Origin of the sequence: Ureibacillus massiliensis 4400831 = CIP 108448 = CCUG 49529 (assembly GCF_000772965.1) — a bacterium.
GTDB lineage: Bacteria > Bacillota > Bacilli > Bacillales_A > Planococcaceae > Ureibacillus > Ureibacillus massiliensis.
In genome coordinates, this window is sequence record NZ_JPVQ01000014.1 from 60,614 (window position 1) to 78,978 (window position 18,365).

Annotated in this window: 16 protein-coding genes and 1 other annotated feature; of the genes, 6 read left to right on the top strand and 10 right to left on the bottom strand. The window is 35.0% G+C overall.

Annotation, left to right across the window (positions count from 1 at the left end):
• Position 1 precedes the first annotated feature (1 nt).
• Positions 2-187 (top strand): YhzD family protein, encoded by a 186-nt coding sequence (locus CD30_RS09425; protein WP_036175829.1) that lies wholly within the window; start codon positions 2-4, stop codon positions 185-187.
• Positions 188-226: 39 nt separating this feature from the next.
• On the opposite strand, the gene CD30_RS09430 is transcribed toward CD30_RS09425, so the two are convergent.
• Together CD30_RS09430 and CD30_RS09435 are read right to left on the bottom strand one after the other, a co-directional pair.
• Positions 227-1,009, bottom strand: coding sequence for an enoyl-CoA hydratase (locus CD30_RS09430; protein WP_036175891.1), 783 nt, complete (start codon positions 1,007-1,009; stop codon positions 227-229).
• 64 nt (positions 1,010-1,073) lie between these two features.
• A complete protein-coding gene (locus CD30_RS09435) occupies positions 1,074-2,720 on the bottom strand; it encodes an FAD-binding dehydrogenase (protein WP_036175831.1) in 1,647 nt (548 codons plus the stop codon).
• 337 nt (positions 2,721-3,057) lie between these two features.
• Positions 3,058-3,290: a binding site (T-box leader), on the top strand.
• Positions 3,291-3,468: 178 nt separating this feature from the next.
• On the opposite strand from CD30_RS09435, the gene serA reads away from it, so the two are divergent.
• Positions 3,469-5,088, top strand: a complete 1,620-nt coding sequence (serA, locus tag CD30_RS09440; protein ID WP_036175833.1) for a phosphoglycerate dehydrogenase — start codon at positions 3,469-3,471, stop codon at positions 5,086-5,088.
• 123 nt (positions 5,089-5,211) lie between these two features.
• On the top strand, positions 5,212-5,904 hold the full coding sequence (locus CD30_RS09445; RefSeq protein ID WP_328286130.1) for a TraR/DksA C4-type zinc finger protein: 693 nt from the start codon (positions 5,212-5,214) through the stop codon (positions 5,902-5,904).
• A 48-nt stretch (positions 5,905-5,952) separates the two neighbouring features.
• On the opposite strand, the gene CD30_RS09450 is transcribed toward CD30_RS09445, so the two are convergent.
• Positions 5,953-6,741, bottom strand: a complete 789-nt coding sequence (locus tag CD30_RS09450; RefSeq protein ID WP_036175835.1) for an HAD family hydrolase — start codon at positions 6,739-6,741, stop codon at positions 5,953-5,955.
• A gap of 189 nt (positions 6,742-6,930) precedes the next feature.
• Here CD30_RS09450 and CD30_RS09455 point away from each other — a divergent pair, with 189 nt between their 5' ends.
• A complete protein-coding gene (locus CD30_RS09455) occupies positions 6,931-7,548 on the top strand; it encodes a PH domain-containing protein (RefSeq protein ID WP_036175837.1) in 618 nt (205 codons plus the stop codon).
• Between the two features lie 87 nt (positions 7,549-7,635).
• Here CD30_RS09455 and CD30_RS09460 read toward each other — a convergent pair whose 3' ends face one another.
• The 5 genes from CD30_RS09460 to CD30_RS09480 form a co-directional block, all read right to left on the bottom strand.
• Positions 7,636-7,884: a DUF3006 domain-containing protein gene (locus tag CD30_RS09460; protein ID WP_036175839.1), complete on the bottom strand. Its 249-nt coding sequence runs from the start codon at positions 7,882-7,884 to the stop codon at positions 7,636-7,638.
• Complete coding sequence (locus CD30_RS09465; protein WP_235802037.1) at positions 7,871-9,223, bottom strand: MBL fold metallo-hydrolase; 1,353 nt, start codon at positions 9,221-9,223, stop codon at positions 7,871-7,873. Before CD30_RS09465 ends, CD30_RS09460 begins: the two co-directional genes overlap by 14 nt.
• A gap of 84 nt (positions 9,224-9,307) precedes the next feature.
• Complete coding sequence (locus CD30_RS09470) at positions 9,308-10,825, bottom strand: coproporphyrinogen III oxidase (RefSeq protein ID WP_036175842.1); 1,518 nt, start codon at positions 10,823-10,825, stop codon at positions 9,308-9,310.
• Positions 10,826-11,081: 256 nt separating this feature from the next.
• Entirely contained in the window at positions 11,082-11,426 is a 345-nt protein-coding gene (locus tag CD30_RS09475; protein WP_036175845.1) for a YlbF/YmcA family competence regulator, read from the bottom strand.
• A gap of 48 nt (positions 11,427-11,474) precedes the next feature.
• Positions 11,475-12,620, bottom strand: a complete 1,146-nt coding sequence (locus CD30_RS09480) for a DUF445 domain-containing protein (protein WP_036175848.1) — start codon at positions 12,618-12,620, stop codon at positions 11,475-11,477.
• 130 nt (positions 12,621-12,750) lie between these two features.
• On the opposite strand from CD30_RS09480, the gene CD30_RS09485 reads away from it, so the two are divergent.
• Complete coding sequence (locus tag CD30_RS09485; RefSeq protein WP_036175851.1) at positions 12,751-12,954, top strand: YheE family protein; 204 nt, start codon at positions 12,751-12,753, stop codon at positions 12,952-12,954.
• Between the two features lie 14 nt (positions 12,955-12,968).
• Here the strand turns inward: CD30_RS09485 and CD30_RS09490 are convergent, their stop codons facing one another.
• Positions 12,969-14,711, bottom strand: a complete 1,743-nt coding sequence (locus CD30_RS09490; protein WP_036175854.1) for an ABC transporter ATP-binding protein — start codon at positions 14,709-14,711, stop codon at positions 12,969-12,971.
• Positions 14,708-16,453, bottom strand: a complete 1,746-nt coding sequence (locus CD30_RS09495) for an ABC transporter ATP-binding protein (RefSeq protein WP_036175857.1) — start codon at positions 16,451-16,453, stop codon at positions 14,708-14,710. Before CD30_RS09495 ends, CD30_RS09490 begins: the two co-directional genes overlap by 4 nt.
• Positions 16,454-16,952: 499 nt before the next feature.
• On the opposite strand from CD30_RS09495, the gene CD30_RS09500 reads away from it, so the two are divergent.
• Complete coding sequence (locus CD30_RS09500; RefSeq protein ID WP_036175897.1) at positions 16,953-18,332, top strand: hemolysin family protein; 1,380 nt, start codon at positions 16,953-16,955, stop codon at positions 18,330-18,332.
• Positions 18,333-18,365: the final 33 nt, after the last annotated feature.

Sequence of the window (18,365 nt, forward strand, 5' to 3'; positions counted from 1 at the left end):
TATGGAGGATTATCGTTTCACGGCCTTTGAAAAAAATGGGGAAACCTTGTTTGATGAAGTTTGGAATTTTGAAAATGATTTACAAGCAAAACAAGAAGGCCAAAAGAAAATTGAGGAAATCGGTGCTGCGGAGAAAACCCATCGCTTAGTGAACTCACAAGGAAAATTAATTCTTTTCCATATTTAAAAATAAACGCGTTCAGTTTTTTGTGAACGCGTTCTTTTTTTATTTACCTATAAATTTCGGCGACCTTTTTTCAACAAATGCCTGAATTCCTTCCAGATGATCATTTGTATTTCTCATTTTCAATTGGGATACCGCTTCTTTTTCTAATGTAACTTTCAACTCGTCTAATTTTTGGCTATGCAAGATTGATTTTGTTTCAAGCATCGATGAAATTGGTGAAGCTAGTAGTTTATCAGTCAATTGGGATACGACTTGTTGACTGGACCCTTCAGGTGCAAGCTCGTCAATTAATCCAACAGCTAACGCCTCTTTCCCATTCATCATTTTCCCTTCCCAAATAATTTGTTTTGCTTTCGGTACTCCAACCCGCTCCTTCATAAAGAAGTGGCCACCACCATCTGGGATTAGTCCAATTCCTATGAAATTCATCGCTAGTTTACTAGATTCCTCTGCTACTACAATATCCGAAGCAATTGCAAGGCTAAATCCTAATCCTGCTGCAGCCCCGTGTATTTGACTAATCGTAATCATTGGTAATTGATAGTAGGCCTGAGAAATCCTTGTAATATAGTCCATGATATCTTCAAAACTAATAGCATTTTCTGTTTGAAGCATCATTTTAATATCGCCACCTGCTGAAAAGGCTTTTCCAGCGCCCTTAACAATTAGCACCTGCACTTCCTCGTTATCCTGCAAACTTTCAAAGCAATGGGCCAACTCTTTTAGCATATTTAAATCCATTGCATTCATTGCGTTTGGACGATTTAATGTTAAAGTCGCCAATCGATCTGAAATTTCTAATTGAATTGTTTGAAACTCCATTTTCTCACCCCTTATACTAAATGAACGTTCATTCATTATATTTGACACCTATTTACAAATCCCTTTAATTACTTAAATATTTTCCTACCTGTCTCCCTGTAAATAAGCAGCCTCCAACAAATGTCCCTTCTAAGGAACGGTATCCGTGGACGCCACCACCACCAAAGCCACATACTTCTCCAGCGGCAAATAATCCTTTTATCGCTTTTCCTTCAGAGTTTAATACTGCCCCATTTAGATTTGTTTGCAGACCACCTAAAGTTTTACGAGTTAAAATATTTAATCGAACAGCAATTAAAGGGCCGCATTTAGGATCTAACAGTTTATGAGGAGTTGCAACGCGAATTAATTTATCCCCTAAATAACTACGTGCACTTCGTATGCTCATAATTTGTGCATCTTTTGTGAATTTATTTTCCATTTCCCTATCCCGAGCAACGATTTGTTCTTTTATTTTTATAAAATCTAGAAGATTATTTCCTGCTAATTGATTCATACCATCTACCAATTCTTTTAAACTATCTGCAATGACGAAATCAGCACCATTGTCTTTGAATGCTTGTACCGGTGCAGGAGGCCCAGGTAAAATCCTTTTTAAAATTTGTTTAATACTTTTATTTGTTATATCAGGATTTTGTTCCGAACCTGAAAGGGCAAATTCTTTTTCGATAATTTTCTCAGTTAGGATAAACCAAGAATAATCGTAACCCGTTTTCTGTATCGCTTCTAAAGTCGAAAGCGTATCAAACCCTGGAAAGTTTGGTGCAGAAAATCGATTTCCTTCTGCATCTAACCACATCGATGAGGGTCCTGGTAAAATACGGATTCCGTGGTTTCGCCAAATTGGATTCCAGTTTCTTAATCCTTCTGTATAATGCCACATTCGATCTCGATTGACGATACGCCCACCAATGCTCTCAGTTATTTCAAGCATACGACCATCAACATAAGAAGGTACGCCTTGAACCATATATTTTGGCGGGTTACCTAAACGACTAGGCCAATTTTTCTTAACTAATTCTAAATTTGCACCGATTCCTCCACTTGCAACAATGACAGCATCCGCTTTATATTCAAAATCTGCAATTTCGTTTCGGTTGCTTTCTTGTCCTCTTTCTATATTCGCATCTTCTAGTACTTTGCCTTGTACACCTATAACCGTTCCATTTTCAGTTAGCAGTTTATCAACACGGTGACGTGGCTTATAATCAATACCACCCTTTTTGACGGCCTCTAATACTTTATTTGCAAATGGTTCTACTATTCCAGGTCCAGTACCCCAAACAATATGGAAGCGCGGAACTGAATTCCCATGACCCCCTGCAAGAGAACCTCCTCTTTCTGCCCATCCAACAACAGGAAAGAATTTAATTCCTTTAGATTTAAGCCAATGATATTTTTCACCGGCAGCAAATTCAACATAAGCCCTTGCCCATTCGTAAGCAAAGCGATCTTCATCTCCAATACGGTCAAATCCCGCAGTACCTAACCAATCCTGCCAGGCAAGCTCCTTACTATCTTTTATCCCCATTCTCCTTTGTTCAGGAGTATTGATTAAAAATAGCCCACCAAATGACCAAAAAGCTTGGCCACCAATCGAATTGGTTGGTTCCTGATCGACAATTAGAACTTTCTTCTTTGCATCAATCAATTCGCATGCTGCCGTTAATCCTGCCAGACCCGCACCTACTATAATGACGTCATACTTCATCCATATCACCCCTTATCCATGATACTCTAGCATTTCCTATCTTTTTTCAATAGCTAATAATGTCAAATAGTGTCAGTCACAAGCTTTATTTTATCTATCTCCTTACGTAATGTTGTAAAAATTCAAATTATCTGTTTCTTTTGATTTTTAATTAAATTTATTTAAAAAATCACTTCAACAAAAGGTCTAAACACGAACTTTAAGATTATTAAAGTGTCCAATAGTTCGTTTTTTTACCTTTCATGAAATCGTTTTCTCAACAATTTTTAATTTTTTCGTCAAATCCTGTTGACAAAAGTGAACAATCGGTATTATGATGTATTCAAATTCAATTACGAAAAATATAACGACGGAGACATACTTAGTCGTGTGAATTTAAAGAGAGCTGATGGTTGGTGTAAATCAGCAATTCAACGGTTAATGTTCCACTCCCGAATAGATATGCTGAATTTTATAGTAGGCTTATCCGAATCATACACGTTACGTATATGCGGAGGTTGTACTAATTACTGTACAACAAATTAGGGTGGTACCACGAAGGAATGTTAACAATAGCCTTTCGTCCCTTACATTATGTAAGGGATGAAGGGCTTTTTATATTTTCTTAAGAGGTGATGAAAAAATAACGATCAAATCCTAATGAACTTCATTGAATCGTATCAAAATAACACATAATCAATTTAGTTAGAATTAGCATTTATGCTTAGGCGTAAGCTATGAAATATAAATTTAAAGGAGAGTTTCACAAATGGTAACAAAAACAACAACGGCTACTGACTTAATCAATGTATTTATCGCGGATCCACTAAGTGAGGATGGTATTTTTCCTCTACGTCAAGAAACAGAATTAAACTTAAATATTATTGTTGATACTGGATTAACACCAGAGCAACTTATTTCTAAAATCGCAGACGTTGATGTTTTACTTGTTCGTAGTCAAACAAAAGTAACTCGTGAAATTATTGAAGCGGCGAAAAACTTAAAATTAATCGGTCGTGCAGGTGTCGGTGTTGATAACATCGATTTAACTGCTGCTACTGAACACGGTATTATCGTAGTTAACGCTCCAGATGGAAACACGAACTCTGCTGCTGAACATACGATTGCAATGATGACTTCACTTGCGCGTCATATCCCACAAGCTTATAACTCTTTAAAAAATGGAAAATGGGATCGCAAATCTTATGTCGGTGTTGAGCTTAAAAATAAAACTCTAGGTGTTGTTGGTTTTGGTCGTATCGGTGTTGAAGTTGCTTACCGCGCAAAAGGCCAACGTATGGAAGTAATGGCTTATGATCCATTCTTAACTGAGGAACGCGCAAAAGAACTTGGTGTAAAAAAATCTACAGTAGAAGAAATTTGTGCACTCGCTGATTTCATTACAGTGCATACGCCTTTATTACCTGAGACTCGCAACTTAATTAACAAAGAAAAATTCGCTATGATGAAAGACGGCGTTCGTATTATCAACTGTGCTCGTGGTGGTATTATTAACGAAGACGATCTATATGATGCAATTGTTGAAGGTAAAGTTGCTGGAGCTGCACTTGACGTATTCGTTGAAGAGCCTGCAACAGATCACAAATTGCTAACTTTACCACAAGTAATTGCTACACCACACTTAGGTGCATCAACAATTGAAGCACAAGAATCAGTTGCAGTTGATGTTTCAAATGACATTATTAAGTTCTACAAAACTGGAACTGTTACTAATCCAGTTAATATGCCTTCAATTCCAAAAGAATTGCTTGCACAAGTTGAACCATTCTTTGAATTAGCTGAAAAATTAGGTGCATTCTTATCACAAATTACAACAAACCCAGTAAAAGAAATTAACCTTTCATATGCTGGTGAAGTTGCAAATTATGATGTTCGTCCATTAACAGCTAACGCATTAAAAGGCATTTTAAAGAAAAATCATGGTGAGAATGTTAACGACGTAAATGCACGTTACTTATCTGAACGTATCGGTATTAAAATTAACGAACATAAAACAACTACTGCTAAAGGTTTTACAAACTTAATTACAGTTGAAGTTAAAACAGACAACGAAGTGCATTCAGTAGCAGGTACTTTACTAAACGGTTTAGGTGCTCGCATCGTAAAAGTTGAAAATTATGTAGTAGATGTAATTCCAGAAGGTCGTCTTCTTTACATTAAAAATACGGATAAACCAGGAGCAATCGGTCGCGTAGCTACAAAACTTGCTGATAAAGAAATTAATATTGCAACAATGCAAGTAGGTCGTGATCAAGTTGGCGGAACAGCAGTTATGATGTTATCAATCGATAATGATGTAACCGCTGAGGACTTAGCTTATGTAGCACAGCTTGAAAATATTGATGAAGTAAAAGCGATTAATTTATAATTTTGAGTTTCATTCAAAATGAAAAATCTGCTATTTTGATTAAAAATCGAATAGCAGATTTTTTCTTTCTACTCTGATAACTTCATGTATTTCGTCCATACTATGATTGTTAGAAAGGACGTGATGATTATTTTAAGCGATGCACAGTTATCCGAATTAAAAAAATCATTGATAGATATGAAACAATCATTAGAAAAAAAGGATATGGATGATGACCAAGAGTATTTAGAACGAGGGAGTTTACGCGATTCAGTCGATGAGCTTTCAACTATTGATAATCATCCTGCTGATTTAGGTACTGAATTGTTTGAACGTGAAAAGGATATGGCGCTAAAGGTTCACGATGAAGATGAATTAGCAAAAATAAATGCTGCATTAGCAAAAATAGATAAAGGTACATATGGAGTTTGTGAAGTTTGTCATACGGATATTCCATATGAACGATTAGAAGCTTTACCATATACAGCATTTTGTATTGAGCATACAGATGCTAAGGACATTCCAAAGGGACGACCTGTAGAAGAACAGGTCATTTTACCTCCAGTTGATAATTCTTTTTCTGGCAGAGATGATAAAGACGACATTCACGATTATGAGGACACATTCCAATTAGTGGCAAGATACGGCACTTCTGAAACTCCTGCTGATTTTGAAGGAGACTTTGACGATTATGGTGACCTTTATGATGATCCTGAAGAAATGGCAAGAAACGATGAACTTAGCTCATTCCATATTTCTGAAACAGATCAACTTACAAGCCAAATTTCGAAAAGAGAAATCGATGAGGCAAGGAAATATGATTATTTAGAAGACTAATGAAAAAAGTGGCAACTCGAAATTTTCGAATTGCCACTTTCATATTATTTAAAGTGATTTCACAAGCGTCAAGAATTCTGTTAAAGATGTTACTTCATACGTTGGTGTGATGTTCGGATTTTTCTCTTTGTTTTCTCGATTAATCCAAACATTTTGCATCCCTACTCTTGAAGAGCCTAAAATATCGGTATTTAAATTGTCGCCCACCATGATTCCTTCTTCTGCCGCAATGCCTGCTTTTCCCATCATATATTCGAAAATACTTGCGTCAGGCTTCCCTTTTCCAAAATCGCCTGAAATTATAATATGATCAAAATAAGCAGGAATTTCCGGTGTGATTTGAAGCTTTAAGTTTTGAAGACTTGGAGCACCATTTGTTAGTAATACTAATTGATATTTCCCTTTTAATTCATCAAGAACTGCATATGTATCTTCATAAACATAAGGTGCTTTTTTACGTTCTGCTACAAAAAGCTCTCCTAGCTCCTTACCTAATGGTGCATCATCAATGCCAAGAGTCTTTAATCCATTTGTCCATGCATCTTGTCGATATTGAGGTGCAATTTGTTTCATCTTTTGAAATTGATCTGTTGGGTCATCAAATGTTCCCCAAAGTCCTTCAAATGGATTAATACCTATTAGAACTGTGTAATCATAAGTTTCGTATGATTCATATAATTTTCTTGCTTCTTGTCGAACAGCTTCTTCTAACTGCTTTGGTTCGATATTATGTACTGTTGCTGCATGTTCACATGTTTGATCAAAAGCGGTTTGAATACTTTGTTTGTCCCAAAGTAATGTATCATCTAAGTCAAAAATAATTGTATTAATTGGCATGTATGTTCACCTAGCTTTCACTGATATCACTGCATTTTCATTTTAACATAATGATATTTCAAGTTATACTCTGTCTTTTTAGAGTTTTTCGATTATTTATGAAAAATTCATAAAATCGTTTGCATATCGAAATAGTTAAAAAGTATATTAAACATGAAGTGTCATTTTGAATTGAAAGGGGTTTTTGGGATGTTTAAAAAACTAGCAGCTGATGCACTAGGATTATCAGATATTGGAAAAGTAATTGAACCTCAAGATTATGACAAAACAGAAGCAGATGATTACGTATTACATGAAAAGGGAGAAAAAATTTATTTCATTATTAAAACGAAAGCAGACGAATACTGTTTTACAAACTTAGCACTAATTCATGTAGATGGGGATTCTGCCGTGAGCAAGAAAAGAACTTTAAAAAGGTATGATTATAAATACAACACGATTTATAATGTATCTTTGGAAACAGCAGGAACAATTGATTTAGACGTTGAGATAAAATTTGTAATTGGAGAAAAAGTATTTAGCATCGATATTAATAAAAGCTATGCAGAAAAAATTAAAGATTTATATAAAAGTCTAATCTCCATAGAACGTATAATGAAGGAAAATGATAAGCATAAAAACTATATGTTAGATAGTCTTGATTACGCGACTAAGACTTTATCATCTCAAGGCTTTAGCCAAACACAATCACCATCAGAATCCTTTAAAGAAATTACGGAATATACAAATTCTTGGTTAAATAGCATGAGTGATCAATATTCAAATGAAGACTTTGGCCATGTGTTTGATTTATATTTAAAAAATTAGCCTTAAAATTACGTCTATTTCCATTCTGATTAGTATTAAAGTAAAAAGCACCGCTAAAACCTTTTTAAGGGAGAAAGCGGTGTATTTTTATTTGTTTTTATTTTTTAATTCATTGATTAAATCATTGATTTGTTTCTTTGCATTTTTCGTATCTTCTTGAAGTAATTCAATAGTATATCCTTTTCCATCTTCAGTGATTTGCACAATCACTCCTTCTTCTAGTTCTTGCCCTAAATTTTGTTTATGAATTCGAAGCTGTTCTAATTCATCAGGTCGTTTTAAAAAAATCGCGTAATCTCCTTCATACCGATCTAACGTATATTTATGGGAGTTCACTGACAATTTCTCCTTTCGGGTTTAGTAGTTGTGCAGGATCACCAGTGTTTAACCATATTGAACTGTTCGTCCACTTTAAATAGCCCTTCCCTTCTTTTGCATCAGGACCACTCGTAATAACGATTATTTCTCCTGGAGCAAGAGAAAAATTAGGAAATTCAAATGTTTGGTTTCCTTCAACTGACTTTAACGTCCAGTCGCTCATATTCACTGAACTAGACCCACTATTTATTATACTGATTGTATCTGCTTTTAAGTCTTTATTAATAATCGCGATTTCACTCGTTCCTTTGTTAATCGCTTTTGAGTTTGTTGGATTGTTTGATTTTGGTGGTGAAATAGAGCTTGTCGCCCCAATTCCAGTCCATTCATCTGCAAGTATGTTGAAGCTATGTCCATTCGTTTTAACCACTATCGTTCCCGATTCAGCCGTACCATAAATTTTACTGTTTACTTCACGTAAATTTTCGATCACTTCATAATGTGGATGACCGTATGAATTATCCTGTCCATAACTAAGGATTGTCGCCTTTGGACCTACCGCCTTAATAAAATTTAAAGAACTACTCGTATTTGAACCGTGATGACCAGCCTTTAAAATTGTGGCAGAAACATCCTCACTTTTTAACATCTCTTCCTCTATTTCAATTCCCGCATCTCCTGTTAGTAAAAAGGAAACTTCACCATAGGTTACTTTTAATACAATAGAGGCATCGTTATTATCAGATGCGTTTCCATCTGCATTCAATACATTAATTTCCAGCTCTTTATCAAGGGGAATTGTGTCATCTTTTTGAGGTACTGTATAAGGTATGTTTTTCTCTTGAATGAGACCTAGCATTTCTTCAAAGGTTGCTGAAGTATGTACTTTTCCAGAGTCAATAAATTGTTTAATCGAAATAGAGTTTAAAACAGAAATTAACCCTCCAATGTGATCTGCATCTGGGTGAGTTGCTACTACATAGTCTAGCTGCTTCACATTTTGAGAATGTAAATATTGAATGACATCATTCCCCGCACTTTTTGTACCACCATCGATTAACATTGTTTTATTATTCGGTGAGACGATTAGTATCGAGTCTCCTTGTCCTACATCTATAAAATGAACAGTCATCTCTTTCCCGCTAAAATCTGGACCGATTATTTTCTCAGCACCATCTTGATTTTCTAATTCGGTCACTTGCTCTTTTGTCTCTCTTTCAGCTGCACTATTGTTGTCAGTTACAGTATTGTTCTCATTAGATTCTCCTTGATGTTCAAATGATTGGTCTACATTAGTTGCGTCCGAACAACCAACTACAATCATTAAAGCGAGAAACAATGACCATATTATTCGCATTTGACCGCACTTCCTTCCTTTCACATTATAACAATTGGGTTTAATCAATGAAAAAGGAACGGCCTTTAACCGTTCCCTTCATATTTATTTACTCAGTTGAACATTATATAGGTCATTTAACATTTCGATTTTCTTTTCAATTGCATCTTCAAAGGTCATAATGTATGCCGCCGGATCTTTTGGATTATGGAATTGTGTAATTTTGCCCGTTTTAGGGTTTACAAATTTTGAAGAGGCGCCACAGCCAATCCCTAAAATAGTTTGAACTTCTTCCATAATAACAATATTGTATATGCTCTCTTCACCAGGCTTACAGTAGCCAACATTCTCTAAGTTTCCTAGGATATTCTTTTGGCGGTATAAGTAATAAGGCACATACCCATTTTCCTTCGTCCAACGGCTTGCCATATCCATCATTTCAGATACAGTGTTGCGATCTGCTACTTTATATTTGTCTTTATTGCGTGTCATTTCTGAGGCACGTTTAAAGGATAGCGTATGCACTGTTAACGATTCAGGCTGTAATTTTTCAGATTCATCTAATGAATGCTGGAATTCTTCAATTCCTTCATTCGGTAATCCGATAATTAAATCCATATTAATATTCTTCATCCCTAAATTTCGTGATAACCAAAACTTATCCACCGTTTCTTGTACTGTATGATGTCGGCCAATTGCTTTTAGTGTCTCATCTGTATAGCTTTGAGGATTTACTGAAATACGGTCAATTCCCCATTTTTTCAATACTTCAATTTTTTCAGGAGTAATTGTATCTGGGCGACCTGCTTCTACTGTAATTTCCCGAATTGATTCTGGATTTGGGAATGATTCAAACATCGTTTTATATAAGGCATCCATTTCATCTGCTTCAATGGAAGTAGGTGTTCCCCCACCCCAATAAACAGAAGTGATGTTCATATTATTCTCTTTTAACCATTTCCCCATGGCACGGATTTCTATATGCAATCCATCTATAAAAGATTCCACTCGTCCTTGTTTACGGTTTGCGCCAATGGCATAAGCAGGGAAGGTACAATAAGCACATTTTGTTGGACAAAATGGTACACCAATATAAACTGAAAGCTCTTTTCCGATTTCATCAAGATCTGGTATTGTCACTAATTGGCGTTCTACAATTGCCTTCATTAATGAAATCTTTGCATCAGAAATTCGGAAATCTTCTTTCAACACTTCTGCAATTTGATCATCTGAAAATCCTTGCTTGCGATACTTGTGGTATAGCTTTGTCGGTCTAACGCCAGTTAAAATACCCCATTCCTGCGTCATACCTGTATATTGCTCAAGGACATCTAACATCACGTGGCTTAAAGCACGTTTCATTCGTATACCTTGTTCTTTTTCAGTTCCTTCAGTTTTATAGCCAATAGAATATCGGCTTGTATATGTTTGACCATCGACCGTTAATTCGCTTGCTGTATGAATTGTATAGTCTCGATCGATAGAATGCTCAAATTGAATAGACATATCTGCTTCTTCAGACTTTATCGTAATCTTGGAGTCCTCATAAAACAAATTCGCTATATGATTTAATACACGATTCCAATCCTCTTTAAATTGTTCGTTCACTTGTATTGTTTTCATATATTGTTCTCACTTTCTACAATCATCAATAATCATTAAAACACACTTTTTCTATTTTATCATTTCTAAATAGTAATCATGAATGAAAAGCTTTCCACAAAAGGCTATTTTAGATTAAATTATTAAAATAACGTAAATTATTGCGTGATATTCCACTAAATTTCCTTTTGATCGAATGAAAAGCGAAACAAACAATCTAATATTAAAGACAAATTAAAAGACCCCACAAAAAATTGTGTGGCCTTTTAAAATATCATTATAGTCCATCGTATAAAGATTGAATTGGTTTTACTATAATTTGATTTAATTCTTCTATGATTTTACTTAATCCCATTTCAGCCTCTAACATTGCTAAAATTTTTGGATTTTGTTGTGCTAATTGTGCTGTTTTTTGAAGATACATATATTCATCTTCAAGTAGCTCTTCACCATTCATTTGCTTTTCTTGTAACTTCATTTGAATATCACGGAAGTTTGTAAAAAGTGTTTTTGCTTCTTCGTCGGCTCTTACGATGTCAACAGCTTCTTTTAACGTTTGAAATTCATTTGTATTTACCAATTTACCTTCAAATTTGTTTATATCATCATAAATGTTTGTCAAAAAATTTCCCACTCTCGTTTTTATTTGGTCATTCTGTATAGAGACTCATTAACTTAACAATAACACAATCAAGCCTTGAACAATACCAATAACTCCACCTAATACAGCACCAAGCACTGTAATCATTTTCAATTCTCGATTCGCAACATTAAGTACCAGCTCTTCTAATTTTTCTATTGGGAAGGAATCGACTTGTTCCCTTACAACCTCTTGAAGGTTTAGTCTCATCACAATTTCCTCAAGTTTACTTTCAGCAAGGGCAAAACCCTTCTCGATAAGCTTCGGTAGTAATTCCATTGTGACGTACTCACTGCCTTTTGGCCAATAATCGTTAATATGTTTATTTAAACGTTCTTCAATGGCCAATTCCTTTTTCGCATAGGCTTGAACCTTTTCAATAATCAGATCAAACTCTATTTCATGCAAAAAATTCTCAGCAGGCTGTTGCTTTAACTTATCCCATTCCTGATTAAAAACGTTAATCAATAAAGTTTTAGCACCTGGGGAATTTAAAAATTTAAGAATTTCTTTTTGTACTCTACCGACGATTGTATTGGAATCGCCAAAGAGCATTTGAATCATTCCACCAATGGTTCCTTTTGAAGATAAGAAGTCATCCATCATATTTCTTATCGTCATCTCACCTTTTGAGGAAGTGAAATACTCTTCACCTTTTTTTAAGATATAATCAGCAGCTACTGGTATTTTACTTTCAATCGCATGCAGCACATTATCAGGTATAATTTGCTCAATGGACTTCGTAGATAATGTATTCCTTACGTTAAGTATCTGTGATTCAATGACTGCATCCACTTTTCCGTTTACAGTGTTTGGTAAGTCTTGTAATCCGAAAAACTTAGCCCAGTCTAGTATCGTTTTTTCATTTGTAAAAATGCTTTTCTCAACAGTCTTTTGGGCAAATTGTAAAACGACATTTCGAATTTCCTCGGATAACAATTTTTTTCTGAATACTTCAGGAGTCAGTAAATAATTCGTTACCGTAGTTCCTAATTGTTTCGCTATTTCCCCACGTCTTTTCGGGATCAACCCTGGTGTTAATGGGAGTCGCCAAGATTTAATATAGATTGCATGATGTGGGCGAAAAAGCATTTTAATGGCAAGAAAATTAGTAAAACCACCAATTACTGCACCGATTACTGCCATAAAAAGTATTAATATGATTGGGTTATCCATTTATCAATCCACTCGCTTCTTTCAAACTATTTTCCATTATAACAAAGGATTATTTTGTAACATAATGTTAGCCTTCTTTTCTATCTTCTAGTACGATTGAATGAAAGAGAGGTTTCAAAGGGGGAGCAAAATGATTACACATTTCCGATTCAAACCATTATTTGAAAATACCCAATTACCTGGTTGGGCTATCTCATTTTATTACAAACAAAAATATTACACAGGGGAATATAAAAAGGACGGCAGTATTAAATGGATGGGCGATACGCCCGATGACCTTCTAATAGTAGAGAAACAAATTCATGAATATATGTTGTTTCATGTTTACGAATAAAAAATGCCGGCATATTATGTTGTGCCTGGCATTTTTCCCGATTGTAACTGGTACATCGTTTCATAACGTCCACCTAGAGCAATCAATTCATCATGTGTACCTTGTTCTACAATTTCACCGCGGTCTAATACTAAAATTTGATCAGCATTTTTTATGGTCGATAAGCGGTGGGCAATGATAAAGGTTGTTCGCCCTTGTTTTAATACGTCCATCGCATGCTGTATTACTTCCTCAGTTTCTGTATCAATATTACTTGTTGCCTCATCTAAAATTAAAATCGATGGATTGAATGCTAACGCCCTTGCAAAGGAGATTAATTGCCTTTGACCTGAAGATAAGGTACTTCCTTTTTCTATCACTGGCTCATCTATTCCTTCTTCGAGATTTTTTAGTACACGCTCTCCACCAACTGCTATGAGCGCCTTTTCTATCGTTTCTCTTGTAATTCGTGGGTCGTCTAGACTAATGTTGCTTGCTATTGTTCCAGAAAACAGGTAGGGATCCTGAAGCACAATTCCCATATGTTCTCGAATCGTTTGTCTCGGTAAAGTCGAAACATCTATTCCATCAATATATATTTTCCCATTTTGCGGATCATAGAAGCGGAAGAGTAAATTCATAATAGAGCTTTTTCCTGAGCCTGTATGACCAACTAGTGCAATGGTTTCTCCCTTTTTCGCTTCAAAGCTTATATTTTTTAATACATATTCATCCTTTTGATAAGCGAAGGATACATTTTCAAATACGACATTTCCTTCGTAGCGTGGAATCGACTTTTCACTTACTTCTTCTCCACTTTGATCGAGCAATTCAAAAACACGAGTTCCTGCTACGAGCGAGCGCTCCAGCTGAGAAAACTGGCTAACAATACTGACAATCGGATTAAACAATCGAGTCGTATAATCAACAAAGGCATATAAGGTACCGGCTGTTACGATTTCCGCTGTATTCATTGATTGGGTTCCAAAGTAAAATATAAACACTGTTAATATTAATAGACGCAGCACAGAAACTAAATTATAGGAAGTTCCAGAATCTAAAAATAATAGCTTTCGTTGGTATTCAAAATGCTCATCATTTAAAGAGGCAAATTCCTTTTTCATTTGATCTTCACGTTTAAACGCTTGAATGATATTCATCCCGTGAATAGATTCATTAATCATTCCATTAATATCAGCAATTTTTGCCCGAATGACTTGGTTATATTTCGATGCAAATTTTCGGTAGCCAATCATCCATAGATAAATAACTGGCACAATGACTAAAGCGATTAATGCCATTTGCCAATTTAAAATAAATAGCGCGACATAAACACCGAATATTGAAATAAAGCTTGTAACAAATTGAGATAATACTTGAACATATAAATTCCGAATCGCCTCAGTATCATTTGTGACTCTTGCAACAATTTTTCCAGCAGGTAGACTATCAAAGTACTGTATAGGCAACTTTTGAATATGTCCAAAAACGTCTTGTCTTAGCTTTTGTACAACTCGGTTGGCTCCAATTTGAAGATAGATATACATAAAGTATCTAAGTACTGCTGTCAAAATCTCCAGAAAAAGAAATATAGCTAGCAAAATGACTATTGGCTCAACATCTAAAAAACCAGGTGTCATATGTGTATCAATGATATATTTTGCGATAAATGGACCTGCTAAATCTGTTGCCACAGCAATAGTCAATAAAATTAGACCCATTATAATTGGCCTTTTAAACTTCATTGCATAGATAAATAGGCGTCTACTCGTACTCATTCTGAGGACACCTCCTCAAGCTGCTGGCGATCGTATTGCTCCTTGTACCAGCCTCCCTTTGATAACAGTTCTTCATGGGTCCCCTCTTCAACAATAGCCCCTTCATCCAATACAATAATCCAATCTGCATGTTGAATTGCTGATAATCGATGTGTAGTGATGATTGTTGTTTTCCCTTTTCTTTCTTTTTGTATATTTTCTATTATCTTTCTTTCAGTTTTTGCATCTACCGCTGATAAGGAATCATCTAAAATTAAAATTTCTGGATTTTTAATTAATGCCCTTGCAATAGATACACGCTGCTTCTGTCCTCCAGATAAAGAAACACCCTTTTCACCGACAAGAGTTTCAATTCCTAACGGAAGACTTTTTAGATCCTTTTCAAAGTTTGCTAATCGGATAGCTTCATGTAACTGTTCATCAGTTGCATCCTCTTTACCAAACAATATGTTTTCTTTTATCGTTCTTGAAAATAATACATGGTCCTGAGGGACATAACCTATCCACTGTAAAATTTGTTCTTTTGATAACGTTGAAATATCCACATCTGCTATAGTAAATTGACCTTCCCCAATTGGATATTCTCTAAGAAGCTGTTTCACAAAGGTTGTTTTCCCAGCACCTGTTTTCCCTACAACTCCAAGGGTTTCACCTTTTTTAATATTCAATGTGATACGCTGTAAATTTTGAAAATGTGAAAGTGGATATTGGAATGAAAACTCATTAAACCCTATGGATGAAACTTCTTCAATCTGATCGGGTTGTTGAGGATCTTTTACATCTTGCTCATAGCTTAACGTTTCCTGTACTCGATCTAAAGAAGCGTTCCCCTGTTGCATCACATTGATTAACTCTCCTATAGCAATAATCGGCCAAGTTGCTAATCCAAGGTAAATGGTAAACGATACTATTTGGCCGACTGTTAATTCTCCTGTAGATACGAGAAAAGCACCATAACCTAAAGTAATAATGTAAGTTAGTCCAGTCCCTAATTTTGTAATAGGGCCAAATAATGCATTTATTTTTGCCACATGGATATTTTTAAAAAATACTTCTTCACTCATATTACGGAATTTCTCTTCATCTTTCTTCTCTTGAACATATGCTCGAACAACTCTTACTCCCGCAACAGATTCCAAGACACTATCATTCAATTGACCAAAGGAAGATTGGGCAGCTATATAACGTTCATGGACTAATTTACCGATAAGCTGCATTAAAATAGCGATTATTGGAATTGGAATCATCGCAACCGCCGTAAGCTTCCAAGAGATGAAAAATCCCATTGCAAAAATAATCGCACCGAAATAAAGTGTTGAATCAATTAATGTCATTACACCAAATCCAGCTGTTAGCGAAACAGCATTTAAATCATTTGTAGCACGCGCCATCAAGTCGCCCGTTCTATTTCTTTCATAAAAGGTAGGTGTCATCTTTAAAAATTGATGCATTAATCTTCTTCTAAGTACCTTTTCTAACGTTATGGCACCACCGAATAACTGATATTGCCATATAAAATTCATCGCATAGCTACTGAAAATGATGACAAGTAAAACCGTCACATAATAAGTTAAGGATTGATTAGTCATTGTATTGGTCGTAATTTCATCAATTCCTAAACCAAGTATATACGGTGGTAAAACTTCTATTATACTTGCGACGATAAGTAATATAATTGCGAATGAATATCTCTTCCAATGTTCTTTAAAAAACCATTTTAATTTGATGAGAACATCAAACATGTTGCACCTTCTTTCAATTAACAAAAATTTCTATATTGCATAAAATGATTTAAATTAGATATTTAATAAGATACCTAAAACCAAAAGTCATAGATAAAGTCTTTTCCATCGATACTATATCTTTTTATTTGTTTTGCCAAAAAAAATACACTCATCCCTATAGATAAGTGCCTAATAAAAGATACAGGCTTATACCTATACCTAATCCATTTACTTTCTGTTTCATAATCAGAGTGGAGGTTCTTTATCCTCCAATCTCCCGTCATTAAATGGTAGCATGCTCGAATTTCTTTCGTCAATTAAAATTGGAAATATATGATAGGCTACTGTGATTATTCACGTAACTTTATAAAAGTTTTTTATTCCATTTTAATAGTTATTCATAATTTGTATTTTTTAAGGAAATATTTTATCATTGTATTATTAATTTAATTTTTCTAAAGTAGGAGGTGTACTCTTTGTTCGCTTCCCTCATTCGGGTTTGGAACAAAGAACGTATTTGGACGGAGACATAGTAGAGCTGACCATACGGTTAGCAGTATTTGCTATCCTTATTATCTTTTCAGGATTTTTCGTTGCAACAGAGTTTGCAATTGTAAAAGTGCGAGGAACTCGCATTGATCAATTAGTGGAAGAAGGACATAAAAAAGCCCTTAAAGCTAAAAAAGTAGTTAATAACTTGGACGAGTATTTATCCGCTTGTCAATTAGGGATTACCATTACATCATTAGGTTTAGGTTGGTTAGGAGAACCTACAGTTGAAATACTTTTACATCCATTGTTTGAAGCAATCGGATTAGAAGGTACTGCTGTATCAATTCTTTCATTCATTATTGCATTCTCAATTGTGACATTCCTACATGTGGTTGCCGGTGAATTAGCTCCAAAAACATTAGCTATTCAACGTGCTGAATGGGTGACATTAAACTTCTCTGGAACATTACTTTTATTCCACAAAATTATGTATCCTTTTATTCATTTCTTAAATTTATCTGCTCGCGGTCTATCAAAACTTTTTGGATTACAGCCTATGTCTGAAGGTGAAGATGCACATACTGAAGAAGAGCTTCGTATGATTATGGCAGACAGTTTAAAAAGCGGTGAAATCAACCATTCAGAATATGAATATGTTAACAGTATTTTTGAATTCTCCAACCGCACAGCAAAAGAAATTATGGTGCCTCGAACTGAAATAGTAAGTTTCGAAAAAGACTTAACAGTTAAAGAAGTATTTGAAGTAATGGGTGTTGAACAATATACTCGTTATCCAGTAATTGATGGCGACAAAGACCACGTAATTGGACTTGTTAACTTAAAACATTTATTGACTGCGTATATAAAAAATCCTGTAAATGGCGATAAAAAAATCATCGACTATATGCAACCAATCATTCGAGTATTTGAAACTGTTCCAGTTAGCGATTTACTACTTAAAATACAACATGAACGAATTCATATGGCCATTCTAATGGATGAATACGGTGGTACTTCAGGTTTAGTTACAATTGAGGATATCATTGAGGAAATTGTTGGTGATATTCAAGATGAATTTGACCTCGATGAAATACCAGAAGTACAAGAAATTAGTGAGGGCCATTATATAATAGATGCCAAAATGTTACTTGAAGAAGTAAATGATATGCTTGGTACTACCATTGAAGACGAAGATATCGATACAATTGGTGGTTGGTTCTTAACCCAACGTTTTGATGCTGTTGAAGGTGACAGTTTCGACTTTGAGGGGTACGAGTTTAAAATTAAAGAATTAGACGGCCATCATATCCTTTATTTAGAGGTAACAAAATTACCAGAAGTAGATCCAGATGCGGATCAAGATTTAGATGAAGAGTTAAAACAAAAAGTAGAAGAAGATTATTAATCCTAACGACTTTCTGATAATCAGAAAGTCGTT

Coding starts and splice junctions, on each gene's coding strand:
- CD30_RS09425 (WP_036175829.1), top strand. CDS start 2: ATGGAGGATTATCGTTTCACGGCCTTTGAAAAAAATGGGGAAACCTTG.
- CD30_RS09430 (WP_036175891.1), bottom strand. CDS start 1,009: ATGGAGTTTCAAACAATTCAATTAGAAATTTCAGATCGATTGGCGACT.
- CD30_RS09435 (WP_036175831.1), bottom strand. CDS start 2,720: ATGAAGTATGACGTCATTATAGTAGGTGCGGGTCTGGCAGGATTAACG.
- serA (WP_036175833.1), top strand. CDS start 3,469: ATGGTAACAAAAACAACAACGGCTACTGACTTAATCAATGTATTTATC.
- CD30_RS09445 (WP_328286130.1), top strand. CDS start 5,212: ATGATTATTTTAAGCGATGCACAGTTATCCGAATTAAAAAAATCATTG.
- CD30_RS09450 (WP_036175835.1), bottom strand. CDS start 6,741: ATGCCAATTAATACAATTATTTTTGACTTAGATGATACATTACTTTGG.
- CD30_RS09455 (WP_036175837.1), top strand. CDS start 6,931: ATGTTTAAAAAACTAGCAGCTGATGCACTAGGATTATCAGATATTGGA.
- CD30_RS09465 (WP_235802037.1), bottom strand. CDS start 9,223: ATGCGAATAATATGGTCATTGTTTCTCGCTTTAATGATTGTAGTTGGT.
- CD30_RS09470 (WP_036175842.1), bottom strand. CDS start 10,825: ATGAAAACAATACAAGTGAACGAACAATTTAAAGAGGATTGGAATCGT.
- CD30_RS09480 (WP_036175848.1), bottom strand. CDS start 12,620: ATGGATAACCCAATCATATTAATACTTTTTATGGCAGTAATCGGTGCA.
- CD30_RS09485 (WP_036175851.1), top strand. CDS start 12,751: ATGATTACACATTTCCGATTCAAACCATTATTTGAAAATACCCAATTA.
- CD30_RS09490 (WP_036175854.1), bottom strand. CDS start 14,711: ATGAGTACGAGTAGACGCCTATTTATCTATGCAATGAAGTTTAAAAGG.
- CD30_RS09495 (WP_036175857.1), bottom strand. CDS start 16,453: ATGTTTGATGTTCTCATCAAATTAAAATGGTTTTTTAAAGAACATTGG.